Annotated in this window: 26 protein-coding genes, 1 tRNA gene and 1 pseudogene; 18 read left to right on the top strand and 10 right to left on the bottom strand. The window is 65.5% G+C overall.

The genetic code is table 11. The annotated features are described in order from the left end of the window. Nucleotides 1-74 precede the first annotated feature (74 nt). Together ABIC16_RS07205 and ABIC16_RS07200 are read right to left on the bottom strand one after the other, a co-directional pair. On the bottom strand, nt 75-458 hold the full coding sequence (locus ABIC16_RS07205) for a winged helix-turn-helix domain-containing protein (RefSeq protein ID WP_354290572.1): 384 nt from the start codon (nt 456-458) through the stop codon (nt 75-77). Then, the gene (locus tag ABIC16_RS07200; protein WP_277968731.1) at nt 458-664 is read right to left on the bottom strand and encodes a TOBE domain-containing protein; all 207 of its coding nucleotides are present in this window, start codon (nt 662-664) and stop codon (nt 458-460) included. Before ABIC16_RS07200 ends, ABIC16_RS07205 begins: the two co-directional genes overlap by 1 nt. A gap of 97 nt (nt 665-761) precedes the next feature. Here ABIC16_RS07200 and ABIC16_RS07195 point away from each other — a divergent pair, with 97 nt between their 5' ends. After that, a complete protein-coding gene (locus tag ABIC16_RS07195) occupies nt 762-2,819 on the top strand; it encodes an NAD(+) synthase (RefSeq protein WP_354290571.1) in 2,058 nt (685 codons plus the stop codon). Nucleotides 2,820-2,903: 84 nt separating this feature from the next. On the opposite strand, the gene ABIC16_RS07190 is transcribed toward ABIC16_RS07195, so the two are convergent. After that, entirely contained in the window at nt 2,904-3,236 is a 333-nt protein-coding gene (locus ABIC16_RS07190) for a DUF6481 family protein (protein ID WP_277968729.1), read from the bottom strand. A 36-nt stretch (nt 3,237-3,272) separates the two neighbouring features. Next, nucleotides 3,273-3,362 (bottom strand) — tRNA-Ser (locus ABIC16_RS07185). Between the two features lie 149 nt (nt 3,363-3,511). Here ABIC16_RS07185 and hspQ point away from each other — a divergent pair. The 6 genes from hspQ (at nt 3,512) to ABIC16_RS07155 (ending at nt 7,960) form a co-directional block, all read left to right on the top strand. Beyond that, entirely contained in the window at nt 3,512-3,892 is a 381-nt protein-coding gene (gene hspQ, locus ABIC16_RS07180; RefSeq protein WP_277968728.1) for a heat shock protein HspQ, read from the top strand. A 163-nt stretch (nt 3,893-4,055) separates the two neighbouring features. Then, complete coding sequence (gene rplU, locus ABIC16_RS07175) at nt 4,056-4,406, top strand: 50S ribosomal protein L21 (RefSeq protein ID WP_010162753.1); 351 nt, start codon at nt 4,056-4,058, stop codon at nt 4,404-4,406. Between the two features lie 13 nt (nt 4,407-4,419). Next, nucleotides 4,420-4,689 carry a 50S ribosomal protein L27 gene (rpmA, locus tag ABIC16_RS07170; protein ID WP_277968727.1) on the top strand — a complete coding sequence of 90 codons (270 nt, stop codon included), beginning with the start codon at nt 4,420-4,422 and terminating at the stop codon, nt 4,687-4,689. A 165-nt stretch (nt 4,690-4,854) separates the two neighbouring features. After that, nucleotides 4,855-5,391, top strand: a complete 537-nt coding sequence (locus ABIC16_RS07165) for a GNAT family N-acetyltransferase (RefSeq protein WP_354290570.1) — start codon at nt 4,855-4,857, stop codon at nt 5,389-5,391. A 269-nt stretch (nt 5,392-5,660) separates the two neighbouring features. After that, complete coding sequence (locus ABIC16_RS07160; protein ID WP_354290569.1) at nt 5,661-6,221, top strand: gluconate 2-dehydrogenase subunit 3 family protein; 561 nt, start codon at nt 5,661-5,663, stop codon at nt 6,219-6,221. 62 nt (nt 6,222-6,283) lie between these two features. After that, on the top strand, nt 6,284-7,960 hold the full coding sequence (locus tag ABIC16_RS07155; RefSeq protein WP_354290568.1) for a GMC oxidoreductase: 1,677 nt from the start codon (nt 6,284-6,286) through the stop codon (nt 7,958-7,960). 30 nt (nt 7,961-7,990) lie between these two features. Here the strand turns inward: ABIC16_RS07155 and ABIC16_RS07150 are convergent, their stop codons facing one another. After that, nucleotides 7,991-8,851 (bottom strand): metal-dependent hydrolase, encoded by an 861-nt coding sequence (locus tag ABIC16_RS07150; protein ID WP_354290567.1) that lies wholly within the window; start codon nt 8,849-8,851, stop codon nt 7,991-7,993. A gap of 85 nt (nt 8,852-8,936) precedes the next feature. Here ABIC16_RS07150 and ABIC16_RS07145 point away from each other — a divergent pair, with 85 nt between their 5' ends. The 10 genes from ABIC16_RS07145 to lptG all read left to right on the top strand — a co-directional run bounded on the left by ABIC16_RS07145 (nt 8,937) and on the right by lptG (nt 19,276). After that, complete coding sequence (locus tag ABIC16_RS07145; protein WP_277968722.1) at nt 8,937-9,548, top strand: TetR family transcriptional regulator; 612 nt, start codon at nt 8,937-8,939, stop codon at nt 9,546-9,548. Between the two features lie 17 nt (nt 9,549-9,565). Continuing rightward, nucleotides 9,566-10,612, top strand: a complete 1,047-nt coding sequence (gene obgE, locus ABIC16_RS07140; RefSeq protein ID WP_354290566.1) for a GTPase ObgE — start codon at nt 9,566-9,568, stop codon at nt 10,610-10,612. Nucleotides 10,613-10,641: 29 nt separating this feature from the next. After that, nucleotides 10,642-11,199 (top strand): Uma2 family endonuclease, encoded by a 558-nt coding sequence (locus ABIC16_RS07135; RefSeq protein ID WP_354290565.1) that lies wholly within the window; start codon nt 10,642-10,644, stop codon nt 11,197-11,199. A 47-nt stretch (nt 11,200-11,246) separates the two neighbouring features. Next, nucleotides 11,247-12,353: a glutamate 5-kinase gene (proB, locus tag ABIC16_RS07130; RefSeq protein WP_354290564.1), complete on the top strand. Its 1,107-nt coding sequence runs from the start codon at nt 11,247-11,249 to the stop codon at nt 12,351-12,353. After that, nucleotides 12,350-13,264, top strand: coding sequence for an NAD-dependent epimerase/dehydratase family protein (locus ABIC16_RS07125; protein WP_354290563.1), 915 nt, complete (start codon nt 12,350-12,352; stop codon nt 13,262-13,264). Before proB ends, ABIC16_RS07125 begins: the two co-directional genes overlap by 4 nt. 59 nt (nt 13,265-13,323) lie before the next feature. Next, the gene (locus ABIC16_RS07120; RefSeq protein WP_010185174.1) at nt 13,324-13,566 is read left to right on the top strand and encodes an acyl carrier protein; all 243 of its coding nucleotides are present in this window, start codon (nt 13,324-13,326) and stop codon (nt 13,564-13,566) included. Between the two features lie 7 nt (nt 13,567-13,573). Then, a complete protein-coding gene (gene spt / locus ABIC16_RS07115) occupies nt 13,574-14,833 on the top strand; it encodes a serine palmitoyltransferase (protein WP_277968717.1) in 1,260 nt (419 codons plus the stop codon). A gap of 56 nt (nt 14,834-14,889) precedes the next feature. Beyond that, nucleotides 14,890-16,842: an ATP-binding protein gene (locus tag ABIC16_RS07110; RefSeq protein WP_354290562.1), complete on the top strand. Its 1,953-nt coding sequence runs from the start codon at nt 14,890-14,892 to the stop codon at nt 16,840-16,842. Between the two features lie 149 nt (nt 16,843-16,991). Then, entirely contained in the window at nt 16,992-18,185 is a 1,194-nt protein-coding gene (gene lptF, locus ABIC16_RS07105; protein ID WP_277968715.1) for an LPS export ABC transporter permease LptF, read from the top strand. Beyond that, on the top strand, nt 18,182-19,276 hold the full coding sequence (gene lptG, locus ABIC16_RS07100) for an LPS export ABC transporter permease LptG (RefSeq protein WP_354290561.1): 1,095 nt from the start codon (nt 18,182-18,184) through the stop codon (nt 19,274-19,276). Before lptF ends, lptG begins: the two co-directional genes overlap by 4 nt. Nucleotides 19,277-19,282: 6 nt before the next feature. Here the strand turns inward: lptG and ABIC16_RS07095 are convergent, their stop codons facing one another. Further along, nucleotides 19,283-20,392, bottom strand: coding sequence for a fatty acid desaturase family protein (locus ABIC16_RS07095; RefSeq protein WP_354290560.1), 1,110 nt, complete (start codon nt 20,390-20,392; stop codon nt 19,283-19,285). A gap of 134 nt (nt 20,393-20,526) precedes the next feature. Here ABIC16_RS07095 and ABIC16_RS07090 point away from each other — a divergent pair. Beyond that, nucleotides 20,527-21,685, top strand: a pseudogene (locus tag ABIC16_RS07090) (GNAT family protein). Between the two features lie 56 nt (nt 21,686-21,741). On the opposite strand, the gene ABIC16_RS07085 reads toward ABIC16_RS07090, so the two are convergent. The 4 genes from ABIC16_RS07085 to erpA form a co-directional block, all read right to left on the bottom strand. After that, nucleotides 21,742-22,017, bottom strand: coding sequence for a hypothetical protein (locus tag ABIC16_RS07085; RefSeq protein ID WP_354290559.1), 276 nt, complete (start codon nt 22,015-22,017; stop codon nt 21,742-21,744). A gap of 178 nt (nt 22,018-22,195) precedes the next feature. Next, complete coding sequence (locus ABIC16_RS07080; protein WP_354290558.1) at nt 22,196-23,011, bottom strand: transporter; 816 nt, start codon at nt 23,009-23,011, stop codon at nt 22,196-22,198. Then, a complete protein-coding gene (gene xth, locus ABIC16_RS07075) occupies nt 23,008-23,787 on the bottom strand; it encodes an exodeoxyribonuclease III (protein ID WP_354290557.1) in 780 nt (259 codons plus the stop codon). The genes ABIC16_RS07080 and xth overlap by 4 nt, the downstream gene beginning before the upstream one ends. A 30-nt stretch (nt 23,788-23,817) precedes the next feature. Next, nucleotides 23,818-24,159 (bottom strand): iron-sulfur cluster insertion protein ErpA, encoded by a 342-nt coding sequence (gene erpA, locus ABIC16_RS07070; protein WP_354290556.1) that lies wholly within the window; start codon nt 24,157-24,159, stop codon nt 23,818-23,820. Between the last annotated feature and the right edge of the window lie 15 nt (nt 24,160-24,174).

Below are 24,174 nucleotides of genomic sequence, written 5' to 3'. Positions count from 1 at the left end.
GATAGGCGCACCTTACAGCGATCAAGATCACCGAGGGCACCGGCCCGCAATCGCATCCAGTCGGTTTGCCCCGCCTAAGCGTCCTCGCGCACCGGTGGCAACGGCGCATCCCGCACCATCGCCTCCAGCGCCGTCAGCGACTCCTGCTGCGATGCCGCCGCAAGCCCCGCCTCCAGCGCGCGATACGCTGCCAGCACGGCGCGCCCGGTCTCCGTCAGCGACGCCCCGCGCCCCTGCCCGCCACCGGCCACCGTCTCGACCAACTTGTCCCGCCAGCAACGGTTCATGCTGTCGACCAGCAGCCAACTGCGGCGATAGCTCATTCCCATCGCGCGGCCCGCGCCCGAGATCGACCCCTCGCGTACGATCGCCTCAAGCAGATCGGCCTTGCCCGGCCCCATCGCGAGCTCGTCGCCGCAATAGAGCTGGGCTTTGATCTTGAGCACACCGACGCGCATTATTTCCCGATCAGAACGTCGCTCGCCTTGACGATGACGGTCACGGTATCGCCCACTTCCAGCGCAAGATCGCTGATCGCGTCGTTGGTGATGTTCGACGTGACGATCGTGCCGTTGCCGATGTCGACATGGACCGACCCGTTGACCGCGCCGGGGTGAACCGCGGTGACGGTGCCCGAAATCTGGTTGCGCGCGCTGATCTTCATCGAAAGCGTCTCCTTCGCCGCCGCTCTATCACCGCACGGGCACGGGGGCCAATGCGCACCGGTGGCATCGTACCCCAAACCCCGCTAAGCGGCGGACATGGCGAAAACGAAGGCGCATCCGTTCCGTTCGATCCACACGCACGGCCTGATCCGGGTCGGGGCCTGCACCCCGCGCGCCAGCGTCGGTGATGCCGCCGCCAATGCCGCCGAGACGATCGCGCTCGCGCAGCAAGGCGATGCCGCACACGCCGACCTGCTGGTCTTCCCCGAACTCAACATCACCTCCTATGCGATCGACGACCTGCATCTGCAGACCGCGCAGCAAAGGGTGACGGATGCCGCGATCGCCAGCGTCGTGGCGGCAAGCACGAAACTGCGCCCGGTGCTCGTCGTCGGCGCGGCGTTGCCGCGCAACGGGCGGCTCTACAATTGCGCGGTGGTGATCGCGCGCGGGCGGATCCTCGGCGTCGTGCCGAAGACCTTCCTCCCCAATTACCGTGAATATTACGAGAAGCGCTGGTTCGCGAGCGGCGCCGGGCTGACCGGGCTCGACATCACGCTGGCGGGCGAGACCGTGCCGTTCGGCACCGACCTGCTGTTCGCAGCGAGCGACCTCGCGCCATTCGTCTTCCATGCCGAAATCTGCGAGGACTATTGGGCGCCCACCCCGCCCTCGACGATGGGCGCGCTGGCAGGCGCGCTGATCTGCTGCAACCTCTCCGCCTCGAACATCGTCGTCGGCAAGGCCCGCGAACGCGCGTTGCTGTGCGCGTCGCAAAGCGCGCGGGCGGTGTGCGGCTATGTCTTTGCCGCCTCGGGACCGGGCGAGAGCACCACCGACCTCGCGTGGGACGGTCAGGCGATGATCCACGAGATGGGCGAGCTGCTCGCCGAATCGACGCGCTTCGGGCGCGAGCGCGAGCTGGTGCTCGCCGATGTCGACACCGGGCGGATCGCGCAGGAGCGGATGCGGGTCGGCACGTTCAACGATTCGGCACGGCTGGCGGGCGACCCCGAACTGCGCTTCCGCCGCATCGCGTTCGAGCACAAACCGGACTTTGCCGACGCCGGACTATTGCGCGAGATCCGGCGTTTCCCGTTCGTCCCCAACACCCCCGAACGGCTCGACGACGATTGCTACGAGGCGTTCAACATCCAGGTCGAGGGGCTGCTCAAGCGGTTCGTCGCATCCCGCTCCGAACGGCTCGTCATCGGCGTGTCGGGCGGTCTCGATTCGACCCACGCGCTGATCGTCGCAGCGAAGGTGATGGACCGCCTCGGCCTGCCGCGCGACCGAATCCTCGGTTTCACCATGCCCGGCTTCGCAACCAGCGAAGGCACCAAGAGCAACGCCTGGGCATTGATGCGCGCGCTGGGAATCGAGGGCGCCGAGATCGACATCCGCCCCGCCGCGCGCCAGATGCTCGCCGACATGGGCCACCCGTTCGCGGATGGCGAACCCGCCTATGACGTGACGTTCGAGAACGTCCAGGCGGGGCTACGCACCGATTACCTGTTCCGCCTCGCCAACCAGCGCGCCGGGATCGTCGTCGGGACGGGCGACCTGTCCGAGCTGGCGCTGGGCTGGTGCACCTACGGCGTCGGCGACCAGATGAGCCATTACGGCGTCAATGCGGGCGTCCCGAAGACGCTGATCCAGTTCCTGATTCGCTGGTGCATCCGCACCAACCAATATGATGGGACGACCGATTCGATCCTCGAATCGATCCTGGCGACCGAGATTTCGCCCGAACTGGTCCCGGCGGGCGCCGATGGCGCGATCCAGAGCACCGAAGCGCGAATCGGGCCGTACGCGCTCAACGATTTCTTCCTGCATTATGTCGTGCGCCACGGAATGGCGCCGTCGAAGATCGCGTTTTTCGCGCTCCATGCCTGGGCGGACGCGAACGCGAGCCGCTGGCCGCGCGATTTTCCGGTGACCGGCCGCGTGGCGTACGACTTGCCGGTGATTCGCGGGTGGCTCGAAAAGTTTCTGGTGCGTTTCTTCGCGACCAGCCAGTTCAAGCGGTCGGCACTGCCCAACGGGCCGAAGGTCTCGAGCGGAGGCGCGCTCTCGCCGCGGGGCGACTGGCGCGCGCCGTCGGATGGGACGGCGCAGGTGTGGCTGGAGGAATTGGCGCGCGGACTGCCGTGATCGCATTCCACGCCCGTTCGTCTCGAACGACGTCGAGCAACGAACGGTGCGGAAGATCGAGCGAAACCGCGCTCGGTGAAAGCCTTACTTGCGGCTCTTTCGCGCCGCGTAGCGCGCGTCGCGCGCCGCCTTCTTGTCGATCTCGGCCTGGATCGCGGCCTGCTTGGCCTCTTCGATCGCGCGCTCGGCAGCTTCGGCCTTGGCGATCTTCTCGAGCCGGGCGGCTTCGATCGCAGCCTTTTTCTCTTCGCGCTTCTTGGCTTCCGCCGCTTCCTTCGCTTCGCGCGCTGCCGCTCGGGCCGCCACGACCGCGGGATCTACCGGCGGCTTGGACTTGAGCTTCTCGAGTGCGCGCTGCTTCGCGTCGGCGGACAGGGCCGCGCGGTCCTTGAAGGAAGGTTCTTTGTAGGATGCCATGTGGCGGGCTTTAACCTCATCGAGGAAAGAAGGAAATGGCGGAGAGGGTGGGATTCGAACCCACGGTACCCGCGAGGGCACGCCGCATTTCGAGTGCGGTACATTCGACCACTCTGCCACCTCTCCGCGAGGTCTTATGATGCTGTCGCAATGGCCAGCACCGGTCGGTGAGCGGGGGCCTCTAACGTAGTGATCTGCAGGACGCAAGCGCCGCGATGCAGGTTTGTCGCACAGCAATCGCTTGTCTGCCGCAAAGGAGCGCTTAGATTATCGAAATGCACCGTACCCCGATTACATCCCCGCCGTTCGACAGCTCCATCACCCTCCCCTCCGTCAGCCACGCGCGATTCGGGATCGGAGACGTGGTGCGCCATCGCCTGTTCGATTTCCGCGGGGTCGTGTTCGATATCGATCCGATCTTCGCGAACAGCGCGGAATGGTACGATGCTATCCCCGAGAACATTCGCCCCCGCAAGGACCAGCCCTTCTACCATCTCCTCGCGGAGAACATGGAGTCGAGCTACGTCGCCTATGTCAGCCAGCAGAACCTGATCCCCGACGACACCGACGAACCGGTCGACCACCCGGCCATTCCGGGGCTGTTCGAGGATTATGAAGACGGCAAGTATCCGTTGCGTCGCGAACACCGCCACTGATCCTCCATATGGGCGGGACTGCTGCCGCCTCGAACGACGTTTTTACCGGGGCGCGCGGCACCTCCCCGGTTGACACCGCAAGCTCCTTGGCATAGCTGGCGCTTCTTTCCCGCACTCGGCTCGCCGGGTCGTGGGGCACAGGCATTTTTGAAAGTGATTAGGCATGTTCGCAATCGTGCGCACAGGCGGCAAGCAATACCGTGTTGCCGCCGGAGACAAGATCGTCGTTGAGAAGCTCGACGGCGAAGCCGGCGCGTCGATCACGCTCGGCGACATTCTGCTGGCGGGCGAAGGCTCGGAGCTGCATTCGGTCGAGGGCCTGACGGTCTCGGCAGAAATCATCGCGCAGGCGAAGGCGGACAAGGTCATCGTCTTCAAGAAGCGTCGTCGCCACAACTACCGCCGCAAGAACGGTCATCGCCAGCGTCACACGATCCTGCGCATCACCGCGATCGGCAACAATGACAAGCAGGCAGCACCGGCCAAGGCCGATGCCCCGGCCGCTCAGGCGTAAGGAGTAGTTCGAGATGGCACATAAGAAAGCAGGCGGCTCTTCGCGCAACGGTCGCGATTCGGCAGGCCGTCGCCTTGGCGTAAAGAAGTTCGGTGGCGAGATCGCCATTCCGGGCAACATTCTCGTGCGTCAGCGCGGCACGAAGTTCTACCCGGGCACCAACGTCGGCATCGGCAAGGATCACACCTTGTTCGCGCTCGTCGAAGGCCGCGTGACCTTCCACCAGGGCAAGCTCGGCCGCAAATTCTGTTCGGTCGAGATGCTGGCGCAAGCCGCAGAATAACGGGCAACCGGACGGGTTGCCCACCAGGGCGACCCGCGTATCCGCAAGGGTACCGAAACAAGGGAGACGGGTCGCCCCGGCTCCCTTTTTTCATGGCTCCCTCCCTGACTGTCGTGTCCGTGTCATCCCGGCATGCGAACGACAGCAATCGAGGAGAGTTGTATCATGTTCGCTCGGACTCCGAGATTGACGTTGCGCCCCGGCTGGCCCGAGGACGCCCCCGCGCTGGCCGCCGCAATCGCGCACGAGGCCGTCGTGACCATGCTGGCGCGCGCACCCTGGCCATATACCGAGCTGGATGCGGCCGCGTTCCTCGCCCTGCCCCCCGACCATCGCAACATCCATTTGCTGATCCACGCGCATGAAGGCCCCCGCACGCGACTCGTCGGGGGGATCGGACTTGTGCAGGATCCGTCCGGACACGAGTTCGGTTACTGGCTGACCCCCGATGCCTGGGGTCGCGGCTATGCCACCGAGGCGGGTCGTGCGGTGCTCGACATTGCGCGCCACGCGCTTGGCCTCCGGCATCTCCACGCCGGCCACTTTCAGGACAATCCCGCATCGGGTCGCGTCCTGCGCAAGCTCGGCTTTCGCGAGACCGGGGCCGAGGTGCGTGCTTGCCGAGCGCGGGGCGGCGACGTGCCCGCCATCGGCTATGCGCTCGACCTCGCCCCGCCGCAGGCGATCCCGCTGGCGGCGTGAACCAAGGCACGGCGCCGCACGATTACGTCGACAAAGCACATTCGGTCGGTGCGGGTGAGGCCAGACACGCTTTGGTCTCCGCGTCATCCGCATTGACTATCGGGCGAACGCATGGATAAGTCCGACCACACAAAATAAAAAGTGGTTAGGAGAGGCAGAATGGCCGTCGGTCATCAGCTCGAAATACAGCCGCAAGGCGGTTTGGTAACGTTAACGGGACGCGCAGCGGGGTCGGCCCTCGCGGTTCTCGCGATCATTCCCGGTGCGGCATGGTGATCGACCGCAGGGCCGCGCTCGTCGGCATGGTGGGCATCTTCGGGGCTAACCTGTTCGCGCCCCTCGCCCGCGCCGTCGGCTATCAGCCCAACCGGGCGATCAACACCGGCGCACCCGCCGTCATCTTCACGCCGGCACAACGCGCACTGGTCGGCGCGCTCAGCGAGCGCGTGCTCCCAACCACCGACACGCCGGGCGCAATCGCCGCCGGGGTGCCCGAATATATCGAGCACATGCTTGGCGACTGGGCGGTCAACGACGACCGCGCAACGATCCTCGACGGTCTGACCGCGATCGACGCACGCAGCATGGCCGATTACAAAAAACCGGCGCTCAAGGCATCGGCCGCGCAGCAGGATGCGTTGCTGACGCTGGCGATGAACGGGGGCCTTCCCAGCGCGATCCCGTTCTTCCAGGCGTTCCGGCAGCTCGTCATCACCGGCTATTACACGTCCGAGATCGGGATCACGCAGGAGCGGCATTACCTGCCCGTCCCCGGCGATTACGACGGCGCGTATCTCTATTCGAAGGTCAAACGCATCTTCTCGGCCTGACCCGGCGCGGGCGTCCGGCCTGCGCATCCTTCTTCCATTTTACGATCCGGCGGACAATCATCATGGCAGCTACAGATCGCTACGACGCAATCGTCATCGGCTCCGGCATCAGCGGCGGCTGGGCCGCGAAGGAACTGACCGAAAAAGGGCTGCGCGTCCTGATGGTCGATCGCGGCCGGATGGTCGAACATGGCGAGGATTATCCGTACGACGGCAAGTCCGCCTACGACATCCCCGCGCGCGACCGGATGCCCGCCGCGCTCGCCAAGAGCGACTATTTCGCGCTCAACGGCTGGGTCCAGCCGAGCACGCAGCCCTTCTTCATCAACGACCGGCTCAACCCGTACGACTACGATGCCCCCAACAAGTTCAACTGGGTGCGCCCATCGGTGGTCGGCGGCAAGTCGCTGACCTGGGGGCGGTGGAGCTTCCGCTGGGGTCCGAACGACTTCGAGGCGAACAAGCGCGAGGGCGTCGGCACCGACTGGCCGATCCGCTACGAGGACGTCGCGCCGTGGTACAGCTATGTCGAGAAGTACATCGGCGTCTCGGGCGGGCGGGAAAACCTGCCCTATCTGCCCGACAGCGAATTCATGCCGCCGATGCCGATGAACATCGCCGAGAAATGGCTGAAGACGCGGCTGGAAGGGGAGTTTCCCGGCCGCAAGCTGATCAACGCGCGCCTTAGCAACATCACCGAGGACAAGCCCGAGCAAAACCGCTCGCGTTGCCAAAAGCGCGCGCAATGCCATCGCGGATGCAGTTTCGGCGCCTATTTCTCGACCCAAGCGGTGACGCTCCCCGCCGCCCGCGCGACGGGAAAGCTCTCGCTGCGCTCGGACAGTTGGGTGACCAACCTCGAATATGATCCCGCGCGCAAGCGAGTCACGGGCGTGCGACTGGTTGACGGCAACACCGGCGTGGCGGAAGTGATCCCCGCGCGGATCGTGTTCCTGTGCGCCTCGGCGATGAGCTCGCTCCACATCCTGCTCAACTCACGACCCGCGGGCAGCCAGCGGAGTTATTTCCATTCCAACGGCGCGCTGGGCAGCGCGGTGATGGACCACATCTTCCGCGTCAACGTATCGGGCGAGATCCCCGGCATGACCGACTATGTGGAATACGGTCGGCGCCCGGGCGCGGTCTATGTCCCGCGCTTCCGCAACCTCGTCGACGAAGATCTGCCGTTCAAGCGCGGCTACGGGTATCAAGGCGAAGCAAACCGGCGTCCCGCCGCGCCCGATGGCTTCGGCGCGGCGATGAAGCACGGCATGCGCGAATATGGCCCGTGGCGCTTCCAGATGGGCGCGTTCGGCGAATGCCTGCCGTATGACGACAATCGCGTCACGCTCAACCACAATAAGGTCGACCGCTTCGGCACGCCGCTGCTGCGCTTCGACGTCCGGTTCCGCGACAACGAAATCAAGATGATGGACGATGCGCAGGAGCAGGGAATGGTAATGCTCCGCAAGGCGGGACTGACCAACGTCACCAGCTATCGCGGCAAGCACGTCCCAGGCGAGGCGATCCACGAGATGGGCGGCGCACGGATGGGTCACGACCCCGCGACGTCGGTGCTCAACAAGTGGAACCAGGCGCATGACGCACCCAACCTGTTCGTGACCGATGGGTCGCAGATGGCCTCGGTGTCGTGCGTCAACCCGTCGCTGACCTTCATGGCAATCACCGCGCGCGCCGCGGATCAGGCGTTCAAACAGATGCAGGCGGGGGTGATCTAAGGCGCGCGCACGACTGCCGAGGCCCGCGGCTCAGGCCGCCACCGCCACACGCGGCAAGACCGCGGCGGCATAGTCGCTTTCGGCCAGCGCGATCAGCGCGCGGTCGTCATGTTTCCACGGGTGGAACCCCGGCAGGAAAAACGCGATCCACGCGCCGAGGATCTTGCGCGCCATCCCCGGGCGGCCGAGCGCGTACCACAGGATCCCGCGATGCGCGCGCCAGCCGGTGATCCCGTCCTGCCGCAGCAGTTCGAGCATCCCCTTGTACCGCCCGGCGAAGAACTTCTTGGTCGTCGCCAGCATGACGAGAGACTTCACCGTCCAGCGCCGCCGCCGGGGCCAGTCGCGAGTCGCGTGGAGCCAGGTGTCATACGCGACGCCCTTATGCTCGATCTCCTCGGCCGCATGCCACCGCCACAGCGCCGCCGCCTGCTCGTCGCCGCCGGCCAGATGGCGCGGGTTGGCGATCAGTTCATGCGCCAGCATCGCGGTGAAATGCTCGAGCGCCATCGTCGCCGCCAGTGCGGCGATCGGGGGCTTGCCCTTGGTCAGCGCAAGCGCTTCGTCGATATGCTGCTCCAGCAGCTGCGTTTCATAACCCTGGTCGGTGACATGCCGGTTGAACGCGACATGCTCGCGCGTGTGGATCACTTCCTGCTTGATGAACGCCTGGATTTCACTCCGCAGCCGGGGCGGCGTCCCCTCGCGGAACGCGCGAACGCTGTCGACGAAAAACCCCTCCCCCTTCGGAAAGGTGACTGACAGCGCGTTATAAAAGGCGGTCGCGAACGGGTCGTCGTTGAGCCACCAACGCCGCATCGTCGTGCCGCGCCCGAAGCGCAGGTCGCGCGGTGTGATCGTCAGGTCGGTGGGAGTGGTTGCTTTCGCCATGAAAACCTCCAAACGTGAATGGATTGCAGCATGCCCTAACGGCATGTACTGCTGACAAGACTGTCAATAGGCTTTACTTACACCCGTGTCAATTATCCGAAAACGTCTGAGCCCCGAAGAATCGCGTGAGGCGGCGATCGATGCTGCGCGCGCGCTGCTGATCGAACAGGGGCCGCAAGCGGTCACGCTCAAGGCGGTGGCAGCGCGAATCGGGCGGACGCATGCCAATTTGCTCCACCATTTCGGCTCGGCGGCGGATTTGCAGCGCGCGCTGATCACGCATCTGGCCGACACGATCACCGCGCAGATCGGCGCCGCCGCCAAGCGCGCCCGCGCTGGCGAGGCGGACCCGCGCGAAATCGTCGATCTCACCTTCGACGCCTTTGCGCGCGGCGCTGGCGCGATGGCATCGTGGATGATTCTGTCGGGCAACCAGGACGCACTCGACCCCGTGCTCACCGCGATTCACCGGCTGGTCGACGAACTGGCCGAGGGCGAGGCGCCGGGTAACGCGATCCACGAGGAAACGCTGCAACTGGTGCTGATGGCGATGGGCGATGCGCTGCTGGGTCGCGCGATGGCGAACGCGCTCGGACTGCCGCCAGAGGCCGCCCGGACGATCGCGACTCGCGCGCTGATTGCAGGGCGGACTGGCGAATCGGTTCGCGATTCGGCTAGTCTGGCTAAAATCGCATAATCCGCTAAGGAGCGGCCATGCATTTTCTTGACCAAGCAAAGATCTTCGTCCGCTCGGGCGCGGGCGGCCCCGGCGCCGTCAGTTTCCGGCGTGAGAAGTTCATCGAATATGGCGGTCCCGACGGCGGCAACGGCGGCAAGGGTGGCGACATCATTTTCGAGGCGATTCCCGGCCTCAATACGCTGATCGACTTCCGCTACACCCAGCATTTCCGCGCGCCGCGCGGTGCCGGCGGATCGGGTTCGAATCGGACCGGCGGAGGCGGCGACGACCTCATCATCCGTGTCCCGATCGGCACCCAGGTGTTGTCCGAGGATCAGGAAGAAGTGCTCGCCGACTTCACCGTCCCGGGCGAGCGAGTCGTGTTCCTGCGCGGCGGTGACGGCGGACGTGGCAACGCAACCTACAAGACCTCGACCAACCGCGCGCCGCGCCAGCATGGCACGGGCTGGCCGTCGCAGGAAATGTACGTCTGGCTGCGGTTGAAGCTGCTCGCCGATGCCGGACTCGTCGGGTTGCCCAATGCGGGCAAGTCCACCTTCATCAATGCCGTCACCAACGCGCAGGCCAAGGTCGGCGCCTATCCGTTCACGACCGTCCGCCCGCAATTGGGCGTGGTCAGCCGCTACAACCGCGAATTCGTGATCGCCGACATCCCCGGCCTGATCGAGGGCGCAGCGGATGGTGCGGGGATCGGCGACCGCTTCCTCGGGCATATCGAGCGGTGCAAAGTGCTGCTCCATCTGGTCGACGCGACCGAGGATAACCCTGTGGATAACTACAGGATCGTCCGTGGAGAACTCGAGGCGTACGGCGCTGGGCTTGTGGATAAGCCGCAGGTGATCGGACTCAACAAGGTCGACGCGCTCGACCCGGCGGACGTCAAGAAGCTGATCACCAAGCTCAAGCGCGCAAGCAAGGCCGAGGTGCTCCCGCTGTCGGGCGCAAGCGGCGACGGGATCGATGCGGTGCTCGACCGGCTGATCGAGGCGATCGGCCCGGCGGAGACGGTGGCGAAGCGCGACGACGGCAGCGACGAACCGGCGGAGTGGTCGCCGGTTTGAGGGGGGCAATCCGTCTGGTATAAGGGCGCATGGCAACGCACCTCGTTTACCCACTGCTGACCGCCGAAGCGTTTCTTCAAATCGATTTCGGGGATCAGAAAGCCGAACTCGACAATGGCGTCATTCGCATGATGGCGGGCGGCACCGCACGGCATGCGCGGGTCCAGGGAAACATCTTTCTTGCGCTCGCGCTGCGGCTGCGGGGATCGGGATGCACACCGTACAATTCGGATATGGCGGTTCGGACGCGGCCCGATTCGATCCGTTATCCCGATGTCTCGGTCTTTGGCGGACACGATGGCAAAAGCGACGATGACGCCATAGCGTTCGACGATCCCCGCGCGGTGTTCGAAGTCCTTTCCGACGGCACCGCGCGGACCGACCTGCGCGTTAAGCTCGACGAGTATCGAGCGTTGCCGAGCGTCGATACGATCATATTCATCGATATCGCGAACAAACGCGTGCGGATCGTGCAGCGCACCGGTCCGGGTGGCTGGGTCGACAACAGCTATGACGATCCGACCGAGGTCGCGATCCCCACCCTCGACATCACCATCCCGCACGCCGAGATCTTCGCGCGCGACTGATCCGGGCATTGGCGTGGCGAGCGAGCCACGCTAACGCACATCCATCTATGCCGGTTTTCCCGCCCTCCTCCTGCCCGCGCCTGATCGTCAAGGTCGGCTCTGCGCTGCTCGTCGCGCCCGATGGGACGGTGCGGCGCGACTGGCTTTCCGGGTTGGTCGCGGACATCGCCGACCGGACGCGCGCGGGTCAGCAAGTCGCGGTCGTCTCCTCGGGCGCGATCGCGCTCGGCGCCCGTCGCCTTGGCCTCGCCAAGGGCGGCCGCGCGAGCCTCGAGGATGCACAGGCCGCCGCCGCGACCGGGCAGATCGCATTGAGCCAGGTCTGGGCCGAAATGCTCGGCGCGCAGAGCCTGACCGCCGCGCAGATGCTGGTCACGCTCGACGATCTCGAGGACCGGCGACGCTATCTCAACGCCGCGGCCACGCTCGGTCGGCTGCTGTCGCTTGGCGTCGTTCCGGTCATCAACGAGAATGACAGCGTCGCGACCGAGGAAATCCGCTTCGGCGACAACGATCGGCTCGCGGCGCGGGTCGCGCAGGCGGCGGGCGCGCAGGGCGTCGTGCTGCTGAGCGACATCGACGGCTTGTACGACCGCAATCCGGCTCTTCCCGGTGCCAACCACATCGCGCGGATCGAGCGGATCGACGCCGCCATCGAAGCGATGGCCGATCGCGGGTCGGCATCGGGCATGGGCAGCGGCGGAATGGTGTCCAAGATCGCCGCCGCCCGGATCGCCAACGCCGCGGGCGCGACCCTCGCGATCGTCAGCGGCAAGATCGACCATCCGCTCTCCACCCCTGCGCGCCACAGCGTGTTCCTCCCCGAGAAGAGCGCGACGGCGCGCAAGGCGTGGCTCGCAGGCGGCCTGACGGCGATGGGAGAGATCACGATCGACGCAGGCGCCATCGCCGCGCTGCGGAACGGCAAGAGCCTGCTCGCAGCGGGGGCGACCCGCATCACGGGCAGCTTCGCGCGCGGCGATCTGGTCACCGTCATCGATCCAGAGGGCCGCACGCTGGCACGCGGCCTGAGCGAATATCACGCCGCCGAAGCCGCCGCGATCCTTGGCCTGCGCAGCGATGCGCAAGCCGCGATCCTCGGCTATGCACCGCGCGCCGCGCTGATCCACCGCAATCATATGGCGCTGCTATGACCTTTAAGACTCTCGCCATCACCGGCGGCACCGGCTTCGTCGGGGGCCGCCTGATCGACCTCGCGCTGGCGGCGGGGCACAGCGTCCGCGCGCTCACGCGCCGTCCGCAACCCGACCGCGCGGGCGTCACCTGGGTCCCGGGCGCGCTCGATACGCCCGATGCGCTCGACACCTTGATCGCGGGCTCGGACGCGGTGATCCACGTCGCGGGCGTGGTCAACGCGCCCGACCGCGCGGGGTTCGTCGCGGGGAACATCACCGGCACGCAAGCGGCGGTCGACGCCGCGATGCGTGTGGGGGTCCGCCGGTTCGTCCATGTCTCCTCGCTCGCCGCGCGCGAGTCGGACCTGTCGACCTACGGCTGGTCCAAGCGCGAAGCCGAAACCGTCGTCATGGCTTCGACGCTCGACTGGACGATGGTGCGCCCGCCCGCGATCTACGGCCCCGGCGACATGGAGATGCGCGACCTGTTCCGCATGGCGAGCAAAGGCGTCGCCTTGCTGCCCCCCGGCGGTCGCCTGTCGGTGATCGCAGTCGACGACATTGCGACGCTGCTGCTCGCGGTCGCCGAGACCGACCCCGGCAAGCTGATCCTCGAACCCGACGATGGCCGACCCGATGGGTGGAGCCACGCCGAACTGCTCTCCGCGATGGGCGTCGCCGCGGGCCGGACGCGCGTCGTGCCGATCGCCCTCCCCCGCGGCGTGCTCGACCTGATCGCGCGGGGCGACACGCTGCTGCGCGGCAAGGCGGCCAAGCTGACGCACGACCGCGTCGGCTACATGTGCCATCCCGACTGGACGATCGACCCGACCAAGCGCCCCTCCTCCGAACTATGGACGCCGCGCGTACCGACCGACCAGGGCCTCGCCGCCACCGTGGCATGGTATCGTGCGAACGGCTTGCTATAGGCGGTGCATAAAGCCGCCGCATTTTGGCGCCACAGCGTACCAAGTTTCAAGGATAGAGCATGAGCGACCGTCAAGCCATTTACGACACCGTCACCGCGCAGATCGAGCCGTTCAACAAGAAGGGCGTGACGCTGAGCGACGCGACCACCTTTCAGGGCGATCTCGAATGGGACAGCCTGACGGTGATGGACTTCGTCGCTGCGATTGAGGACGAATTCGACATCATCATCACGATGAACATGCAGGCCGAAATCGAAACCGTCGGCCAGCTCGTCGACGCCGTCGCCAAGCTCAAGGGCTGAATTCACGATGACCGAAGCCGCTGCCACCGCCCACGCGCTCGCCGAGCCCGAGACTGTCGCCCCGGAGCGCGATCTGATGAGCAAGTTCGACGGCCTGATCGCCGAACGCCAGGCGCTGCAGGATACGGGCGTGCGCGATCCGTTCTCGATCGTGATGGACGAGGTCAAGTCGCCGACCGAAGCGGTCATCAAGGGTCGCGATACGATCCTGCTGGGCACGTACAATTACATGGGGATGACCTTCGACCCCGACGTGCTCGCGGCGGGCAAGGAAGCGCTCGACAAGTTCGGGTCGGGCACCAACGGCAGCCGCATGCTCAACGGCACCTTCCACGACCATATGGAAGTCGAGCAGGCGCTCCGCGATTTCTACGGTGTCAGCGGCGCGATCGTCTTCTCGACCGGCTATATGGCGAACCTGGGGATGATCTCGACGCTCGTCGGCAAGGGCGAGTACATCATCCTCGACGCGGACAGCCACGCGTCGATCTATGATGGTTGCAAGCAGGGCAATGCCGAGATCGTCCGCTTCCGCCACAATGACGTGACCGACCTCGACAAGCGGCTGGGGCGCCTGCCCAAGGAAGCCGGCAAGCTCGTCATTCTCGAGGGCGTCTATTCGATGCTCGGCGACATCGCCCCGCTCAAGGAAATGGTCGCGATCGCCAAGAAGCACGGCGCGATGGTCCTGTCGGACGAAGCGCATTCGATGGGCTTCTTCGGGCCGAACGGTCGCGGCGTGTACGAGGACCAGGGCTGCGAGGCGGACGTCGATTTCATCATCGGCACCTTCTCCAAGTCGGTCGGTACGGTCGGCGGCTTCTGTGTCTCGAATCACCCGAAGTTCGAGGCGATCCGCATGGCGTGCCGCCCGTACATCTTCACTGCGTCGCTCCCCCCCTCAGTGGTAGCAACCGCAGCAACCTCGATCCGCAAGCTGATGCACGCGCACGACAAGCGCCGCCAGCTCTGGGAAAATGCGCGCGCGCTGCATGGCGGGCTCAAGGCGCTCGGGTTCCACCTCGGTACCGAGACGCCGCAGTCGGCGATCCTTGCGATCATCCTGGAAGACCAGACCCAGGCCGTCGCGATGTGGCAATCGCTGCTCGAGGGCGGACTGTACGTCAACATGGCGCGCCCCCCGGCGACTCCTGCGGGCACGTATCTGCTGCGGTGTTCGCTTTGTGCCGAGCACACCCCGGCGCAGATCGCCAAGGTCCTCGAAATGTTCGAGGCGGCTGGACGGGCAACCGGCGCAATCGCCTGATCGTTACGGGTACGCTCCCCCTATCACCCGGTCATTCCATCCGCTAAGCAGAGGGAATGATCGGGGACTTCGGCGAGACCGCGGAGGGTGCGACGTCAGGCACGACCTGGCGCTCCTTTACGCTGGTCATGATGGCCGTCCTTGGCGTGCTCGTCGTGGTCGCGCTGGGCCTCACGCTCAAGGAAGCGGATCGCCAACGGGATCGCGCACTCCTGCTGCAGAAGCACAGCTACGAAGTGATGATCCTGTCGGCAAACCTCGCCGGCACGCTGGCGCAGGCTGAGGCCTCGCTCGGCCGCTATCTCATCAGCCTCGATGATCGCCTGGGGCAGGCCTATTCCGCCGACTGGCAACTGGCGTCGCAACAGATCAGCCGCCTGAAGCGAATCACTCACGACAATCCCGATCAACAAGCGGCGATCGTCGCGTTGCGTGGCGCGTTCCGGACTCGCACCGCCGAACTCGACGGCGTCGCGCTGAACACATTCTACAAGCGCAAAGACCAGGCCCTCGGGTCGTATTACAAGACCCTCCAGACCCCTTCGCGCGCCGAAATCGCACGATTGCTTGCCAAGATCGGTGACCAGGAACGGGGAGTATTGGAACATCGCGCCGGTGCGGCACTGGCGTCAGTCGCACGATCGAGCACGATTGCGAGTGCGCTCGGGGTAATCGGGATTTTCATCCTGCTCGGCGCGCTGGCGATGGGGTGGCTGACGGTCGTCGCGCTGGGCCAGCGCGCCGCCGCCCGCGCGGAGGCCGAGTCCGAGCGCGATCGTGCACTCGATCTTGAGGCGGCGGTCGCCAAGGCGTCGGCCGAATTGCTCGCGCAGGAAGCGAAGCTCCGTCAGGTCCAGAAGCTCGAAGCGGTCGGCCAGTTGACCGGGGGCATCGCCCATGATTTCAACAATATGCTCGCGGTCGTCATCGGTGGGCTCGAACTGGCCAAGCGCCACGTCGAGGACGACCCCTCGGCGGCGCGTCGCCACATCCTGAACGCGGCCGAGGGCGCGGACCGCGCCGCGGCGCTCACCCGGCGCCTGCTGGCGTTCTCACGTGAGGAAACGTTGCGCTACGAAACGCTGTACCCGACGCAGCTGATACGCGGGATGTCGGATCTGCTCGACCGGACCTTGGGTGACGGGATCGTGATATCGGTGCGGGGCGGCACCGACACCGGCTGGATGGTCCGATCGGATCGCATCCAGCTCGAGAACGCGGTGCTCAACCTCGCGGTCAACGCGCGGGATGCGATGGACGGGCGCGGGCGGCTGAGCATTGCGGTTTCGCACGTCTCGCTTTCCGAGGGCGATGTGGGGACGTGCCGTACCGGTGATTATATTGCGCTCGCGGTGTCGGACTCGGGCTGCGGCATGTCCCCGGACCTGGTGGAACGCGCGTTCGAGCCGTTCTTCACCACCAAGCCGTCGGGCAAGGGTACGGGACTCGGGCTAAGCCAGGTGTTTGCCTTCGTGCGCCAGGCCGACGGCGAGATTCATCTGGAGTCTGCCCCCGGCAAGGGAACGACGGTCACCCTGTATCTGCCGCGGCACGTCACTGTGGAGGACGCCGAACAAGCGCCGATCCGGGTGGCAGTCGAGGAGCCGGAACGCACCGGGCTCGACATCTTCGTCGTGGAGGACGACCCGCGCGTCCTCAACGCGACGATGGGCGCGCTTGAGGAACTGGGGCATCGGGCGGTCGCCTGCGACGACCCGATTGTGGCGCCCGGAATGCTGGACGGGCTGGGCAACGTCGACCTCATCATCTCGGACGTCCTGATGCCAGGCCGGACCGGACCCGAATTGATCGATACCGTCACGCCGCGCCGTCCCGACATGGCGGTCCTGTTCGTGACGGGGTACGCCGGAGAAGCGGGCGGCGAAGCGGAATTCGGCGGGCGCCACGTCTTGCGCAAGCCGTTCACGCTGGCGGGGCTCGCGCAGGCGATTGACGCTGCGGTTCAGGATCAGTCGTCCGACCCGCCCCACAGCATCGCTGCAGAGTGAACGCGTAGCGCAGCAACCATGGTTTCCCGGCGAAACGACCCGAGTCGACGGCTGGGTACGAAGGATTGGGTAGCTCCGCCGCAAGTGCCGCGATATAGCCGGGATCACGCCCGGCATCCGCCTGGGCCAGAGGCGCCTTTCCTGCCATCATGAAGTCCATCGACCGCTACATGGCCCGGCTTATCGCGGTGCCGCTGTTCTCGACGCTGATCATCTCCGCGATGCTGCTGGTGCTCGACCGGATGCTGCGGTTGTTCGACTTCGTCGCCACCGAAGGCGGGCCGGTCAGCGTGGTGTGGCGGATGCTCGCCAACCTGCTCCCCGAATATCTTGGGCTCGGCATCCCGATCGGCTTGATGCTCGGCATCCTGCTCGCCTTCCGCAAGCTCGCAACCTCGTCCGAGCTCGACGTGATGCGCGCGGTCGGGATGAGCTATCCGCGGTTGCTGCGGGTGCCGTACATGTATGCGATCGCGCTTGGGGCGATCAACCTGGCGATCGTCGGCTTCGTCCAGCCCGACGCGCGCTACGCGTACGAAAAGCTCCGCTACGAGTTGCGCACGGGCGCGCTCGGCGCGTCGATCAAGGTCGGCGAATTCACGCATTTCGGTACCGACATGACGCTCCGGATCGAACAGAGCCATGAATCGGGCCGTCGCCTGTCGGGTATCTTCCTCCGCCGCGACGACAAGAAGGGCGGATCGATCGCGATCACCGCCGCCGGTGGGCAGTTCTTTGCGACCGACAATCCCGACGAGATCATCTTCCGGCTCGACCAGGGCACGCTGGTCCGCACCGAAGCCAAGGTGCCGACCCCGCGCGTGCTGCGCTTCACCGTATTCGATCTCCCGATCCCGCTGCCCAAGACCGAGAATTTCCGCGTTCGCGGCGCCGAGAACCTCGAACGCACGCTTCCTGAGCTCGCCCGCATCGGCCAGGATCGCGACGCGCCCAGCCAGCTCCGCAACACCAGCCGCGCAGCGTTTCACTTCAGGACGGCGGAAGTGCTGACGATCCTGCTGCTGCCGCTGCTCGCGATATCGCTCGGCGTGCCGCCCAAACGCTCGACCTCGGCGCTGGGGGTGTTCCTCTCGATCATCATGATCGTCGCCTATCACAAGGTGAACGAATATGCGCAGGCGGTCGGGGGGCTCGGCAAGATCGATCCGCTCGTGGCGATCTGGGTCCCGTTCGTGGTCTTCGCCAGCCTGACGCTGTGGATGTTCTATACGGTCGCGTTCGTCCCCGGGGGACAACCGATCGGCGCGCTCGAACGCGTCTTCGCCAAGCTCGGCAAGGCGATCCTCAAGCTCCTTCCCGGCCGCCGGGAGAAAGCCGCATGAACCTCGACCTTTTCCCGTCGCGCACGATCGCGATCTACATGGGGCGAATGTTCCTCGTCCGCACCTTCGCGGTGCTGGCGATGCTCGTGCTGATTCTCCAGGCGCTCGATCTGTTGACCGAATCGGGCCATATCCTGGCGCAGCCGGGCAACGGCCAGCCGCAGATCTGGCATTATCTCACGCTGCGCATTCCCGAGATCGTCGCGCAGTTCCTGCCGTTCTCGGTGCTGCTGGGGACGATCATCACGCTGTCGACGCTCAACCAGAACAGCGAAGTCATCGCCCTCAAGGCGACCGGCCTGTCGGCGCATCAGGTGCTCGCTCCGCTGCTCATCACCAGCCTCGGCGTCGCGATCATCTCCTTCACCTTCAACGACCGAGTCGTCAGCCGCGCGACCGCGACGCTCGATGCGTGGCAGAAAGTCTCGTACGGACCGATGCCGATCGACCGTGGCGACCGGACCAACGTCTGGGTGCGCGACGGCGACGACCTGATCCAGGTCGAGCGCGTCAGCGGCACCGGCGACAAGGCGCGGCTGAGCAACGTCACATTGTTCGACCGTACCAACGGGTCGCTCATCGCGGTCGTGACGGGCCAGAGTGCGGTTCACGAAGGCAATGGGTGGCGGATGACGCCGGCAACCCGGTTCGATGTGGTGACGGGCAAGAAGGTGGCGCTTGCGTCGATCGTGGTCGGCAAGGGCGTCCGGCCCGATCAGTTTACACTGTCGACGATCGATGCGGGCGGCCTGTCGTTCGGCGCGCTGCGCTCTGCGATCGCGGATCTGAGTGCGGGTGGCCGGCCGACCAAGGCGCTGGAAGGCGCGATGTGGCACAAATTGTCGGCGCCGCTGTCCTCGATCCTGATGCCGCTGCTCGGTGCGGTCGCCGCCTTCGGGCTGGCGCGCTCGGGCAAGCTGTTCATCCGCGCGGTCATCGGGATGATGCTCGGCTTCCTGTACTTCGTCGCGGACAACTTCGCGCTGGCAATGGGCAATATCGGCGCCTACCCGCCATTCCTGGCGGCGTGGGCGCCGTTCCTGCTGTTCTTCATGATCGGCGAGGCCGTCCTGATCCGAACCGAGGAATAGCGTCGCTCAGCGGCGGAGCATCGTGCTCCGCACCAGCCGCGCGACCAGACCCGGCAGCCCCGCATAATTCGACGTGTGATACGGCGAATCGGGCGCGAGCGTCGCGATCAGCCGGTGATGCGCTTCGTTCAGCGCGTGATACGGAACGCTCGGCAGCAAATGATGCAGCGCATGATAGCGCAGGCCGACCGGCGCCCACAGCACCGGCAGCAGCGCCGGCGGCGGGACGTTGACCGTGTCGAGATATTGCGCAGTGACGGTCATCGTCTCCCCGTCATTGTCCCACAGATGCGCCACCAGGGTCCGAACCTGGTTCAGGACATAAACGCCCGATGCAACCCCGAGCGCGATCGCGAACATAGCGAGCGGGAACACGCCCGAAACGACCAGAGCGACCAGCGTGATCGACCACAGGCTACACGCGAGTTCGAGCCAGCGCCACCGCACCGCGGCTTCATCCTCGGGCTGCCGGCGACGGAACTGCGGGTTGATCGCCAGCGACGAATAGCGTTCGATCAACGTCGCGCGCATCCGCGGGAACAGCAGCGACACGGGCGTCAGGACGGCATAGCGGAACAGCAACGCGACCGGTGCCAGGATCGACGACACCAGAAACAGCGGAAGCGTCCACGGCTTCATATGCGCTAGCGGAAGATATTCCGGGTCTTCGACAGTCCCGTAGCGAGTCTTGTTATGATGCAGGTTGTGGACGCCCTCATACATGAACGACGGCACCAGCAACGGCACCCCGACGACCAGGTTGAAGCCCAGACGGAAACCCGGCAGCGCGCTGTGCTTGATGTGCGACACTTCGTGGATGAACATGCCCGCGCGGTAGAGCCCCAGGATCGCCACGACCGCCGCGAACAGCGCCCAGCCAACCGACCCCACCGTCATCGCGACCGCAAGCCCGGCGTAACCGACTGCGGCGGACAACAAGAGATCGCTCCAGTAGATCCGCGGGTTCGGCGTGTTCAGGTCGCGCGTCAGTTCGACCACCGCGCGCAGCATCGCCTTGTCGTCGGTAATCTCCGACAGTTTTACCCGAACCGGCGGCAGGGCATGGTCCGGCGTACGATCGTGCGCGCGAAGGTCGAGGGAGAGAGATGGCGTCATGGTCGTGGGCATTGGCCCAAGATAGTGGCTATAACTAGGCAAAAACAGGGGCTGCGGATCTGCCGCAGGTGCAACGACTTGACTTGACGGCGCGCGCGCGGGAGGGCGCATTAACTCTGACAAGGCGACCGCCCATGGCCCACTCCCCAATTGCCATCCGCCCGATCTCGAGCAAGGCCGACCGCAAGCGGTTCGTCGACTTGCCGTTCCGCTTGTACAAGGACGATCCGAACTGGGTCCCGCCGCTGAAGGGCGAAGCGCTGGGGTTGATCACGCCCGAGAAAAACGGCTGGTTCAGCCATGCCAAGGCGCAACTGTTCCTCGCGGAACGCGACGGGGTCGTGGTCGGGCGGATCTCCGCGCACATCGATACGCGTCGCGCTGACGATGAGCCCGCTGCAAGGCTTCGGTCCCGGCTGCGGGCAATTCGGTCTGTTCGACGCCGAGGATATGGAAATCGGCCATGCCTTGATCGCCACGGCGGAGGAATGGCTGCGCCGGCAGGGCATGACTCGCGTGCTCGGCCCGATTAGCATGTCGGTGTGGGAAGAGCCGGGGTTGCTGGTCGAAGGCTATGACCATCCGCCGACGATCATGATGGGGCACGCCAAGCCGGAATATCGCACGTGGATCGAATCCGCCGGGTATCACCGCGTCAAGGAATTGCTGACCTACGAACTCGACATCACCGTCCCGTTCCCGCCGCTCCTCCAACGGATCATCTCGTCCGGCGAGAAGAATCCGCGGATCCGGATACGCGAAGTCGACAAGACCAAGTTCGACGAGGAAGCCGCGATCATTCTCGCGATCCTCAACGATGCATGGTCGGACAATTGGGGCTTCGTCCCGCTCACCCCGCCCGAAATCAAGGACGTCGGGGTCAAGCTCAAGCCGATCGTGTTCAACGACCTGATCCGAATCGCCGAAGTCGATGGCCGACCGGTCGCGTTCATGATCACCCTGCCCGACCTCAACGAGGCGATCGGGCCGTTGAAGGGCAGTCTGCTTCCGTTCGGCTGGGCGAAGCTGCTGCTGTTCCTGCGCAAGCCGAAGGTGAAGACGATGCGCGTGCCGCTGATGGGCGTGCTGAAGGAACTCCAGTCCTCCCGCATGGCGAGCCAGCTCGCCTTCATGATGATCGAATATATCAAGCGCGCCTCGGTTGCCAATTACGGCGCGACGCGGGGCGAGATCGGCTGGATCCTGGACGACAATCAGGGGATGAACTCGATTGCGGACGCGATCGGCTGCACCGTCAACAAGCGCTATTGGGTGTACGAAAAGGCGCTGTGACCGCGGCCGGACGGCTGGGCTCGCGCCGGCGAGCGCAGCCTCCGGCCTCCTGCCGGTCATCGCTTGGCAGTCGGATCGAACCCTTCGTCCTGCATCCAGTCCGAACGCGTCTTGCAGATCGTTTGCTGAATGTGAGTGCCGGTCGGTACTTCGCGAATACAATAGCGCTGACGGTCGGAGACGGAAGCTTCGGCGGGGACCGAGGCGGGCAGCGCAACGGACGTGGTGGCCGCCGCCAGCGCGACCGTGTCCATCTTCGGCCGCTCGCGGGCGAACGCCGGGCCAGTAGAGACGAAACCGACGGTGACGAGCATTGCTACGACTTTGAACATGATATCCTCCGTGTATCGAAGCCGGAAGCGACATCGATATACGGGGTAGTGCACTATCCGTGCCATACACCTGATTGACGTAAATTCAATATGTTAGCCGAAACGCACCGTCCCGAACTTCGGAACATCCGCCAAGGATCGGAGAAATGCGCCAATTTTTGGCGAGCGTCCCTCTCCCTCAGAACCGGCGCGATATGCCCCAATAGAGTTCGATCCGCGACGCCGCCGCATTGAGCCCGGCGATCGCCCCCAGATCGAGCTGCAGATGATTGCTCACCCGCCACGCAAGCGCAGACGACGCGTAGACTTGGGTCGTCTTTCCGCTCGGGTCGTCATCCCGCCGCACGGCGCCCTCAACGATGGCGTTGAGCGCCTGCGTTACCGCAACCTGCACGCCGACCACTTCCAGCGCGGCGAAATGCCGACCCGACCCGCTGTCGTTGACCGCGGCGTCGACTTCGCTCGTCACCTCCAGATTGACCGTGTCACTCAGGTCATAGTTGACCGGCACGACGAACCCCGCCCCCCAATCCCCCGCGCCGACGTCGTGCCGCCCGGTCGGCAGCGTGACGAACGGCTCGACCGCGATCGACAGACCGTCGCCATCGGGATTCATCAAATTGGCCTTTACCCCCAATTGCACGTCGCCGACGCCCGAGACGACCGCGATGTCGCCGGTCGCCGTGTCGCGTTTCCGCGACCGTCCGAATGGGGTAAAGCCGACTTGCGCTTCGATTCCATTGCTCACGCCGATCCGCACGATCGTTTCGCCCGCCTCGATCACGTCGCTCCGCTCCTCCGGGGATGTGTCGAGCGTCCAGTCGGTCAGCGCGGTTTCCACCGAAATCCGTCCCGGCGCGATCGTACACGCTGGCGTCCCCAGACCGGGGCGCTGCGGGCAATATTCGCGGTCTTCGGCCTGCGCCGGAGTCGCCAGCAACGATGCAGCACCACTCGCCAGGACCGCCAGAAGCGCGCCCCGTGCGGTGGTCACGAAGCGGCCCTGAGCGTCACCCAGGTCGGCGCATGGTCGCTTGCTTTCTCCCGCCCGCGATAGGCCTTGTCGACCCCGGCGTCGATCAGCCGGTCCGCCGCGATCGGGCTCAGCAGCAGATGGTCGATCCGGAACCCTGCGTCGCGCTGCCACGCGCCGGCCTGATAGTCCCAGAAGGTCCATGTTCCCCCGCCTGGATGCCGGGTCCGCAGCGCATCGGTCCACCCTTGCGCGACCAGCGCGCGGAAACCGCCGCGGCTTTCAGGCTGCATCAGCGCGTCTTCCTGCATCGCGCGCACCGAATAGGTATCGTCGTCATTGGGGATGACGTTGTAATCCCCCGCCAGCACCACCGCGCGCTCCTCCCCCAGCAGCACGTGCGCCCGCGCGGCAAGCCGTTCGATCCAGCGGAGTTTGTAATCGAACTTCGGGCCAGGCCGCGGATTGCCGTTGGGCAAATAGATCGACGCGACGATCAGGTCACCGATCTCGACCTCGAGATAGCGGCTGTGCTCGTCCTCGGGTTCTCCGTCGAGCCCGCGTTGCCGCTCCACCGGGTCACTGCCGCGCGCAAGGACCGCGACGCCGTTCCAGCTCTTCTGCCCATGCCACACCACGCCGTAACCTGCCGCGCGGATGTCCGCCTCGGGGAAGGTCTCGTCGCTGGTCTTGAGTTCCTGCAGGCACACCACGTCGGGCTGCTCTTCGGCAAGATATTCGAGCAAGCGCGGAAGCCGCGCCTTGATCCCGTTGATATTGTAGGTGACGATCTTCACGCTGCAGGCCCCTGTTGGTCGGGGCGGACGTTACACCGAGAAGCTGGAACCGCAACCGCAACCGGAGGCCGCATTCGGGTTGGTCACGCGAAACGCCGCGCCGCCGAGATCCTCGACATAATCGACCGCTGCCCCCCGAACCAGATCGAGGCTGACCGAATCGACCACGAGCCGGACGCCGTCCAGTTCCGCAACCGTGTCATCGCTCTCGACCGAATCCGCAAAGCCGAATCGATATTGGAAACCCGAACATCCGCCGCCATCGACGGCGAGGCGCAGGATCGCGGGCTTTCCCTGTTTCGCCGCGATAGTGGCGACGCGCGCCGCAGCGGACGGGGTGAGCGCGATATCGGGAGCGAGGATGGTGGCCATTACTGGAAGATAAGC

The sequence above is a fragment of the Sphingomonas sp. PvP055 genome (assembly GCF_040546365.1).
Taxonomy (GTDB): Bacteria; Pseudomonadota; Alphaproteobacteria; order Sphingomonadales; family Sphingomonadaceae; genus Sphingomonas; species Sphingomonas echinoides_A.
Note: the sequence above shows the minus strand (reverse complement) of the source record. Positions and strands in the feature narration are given on the sequence as shown.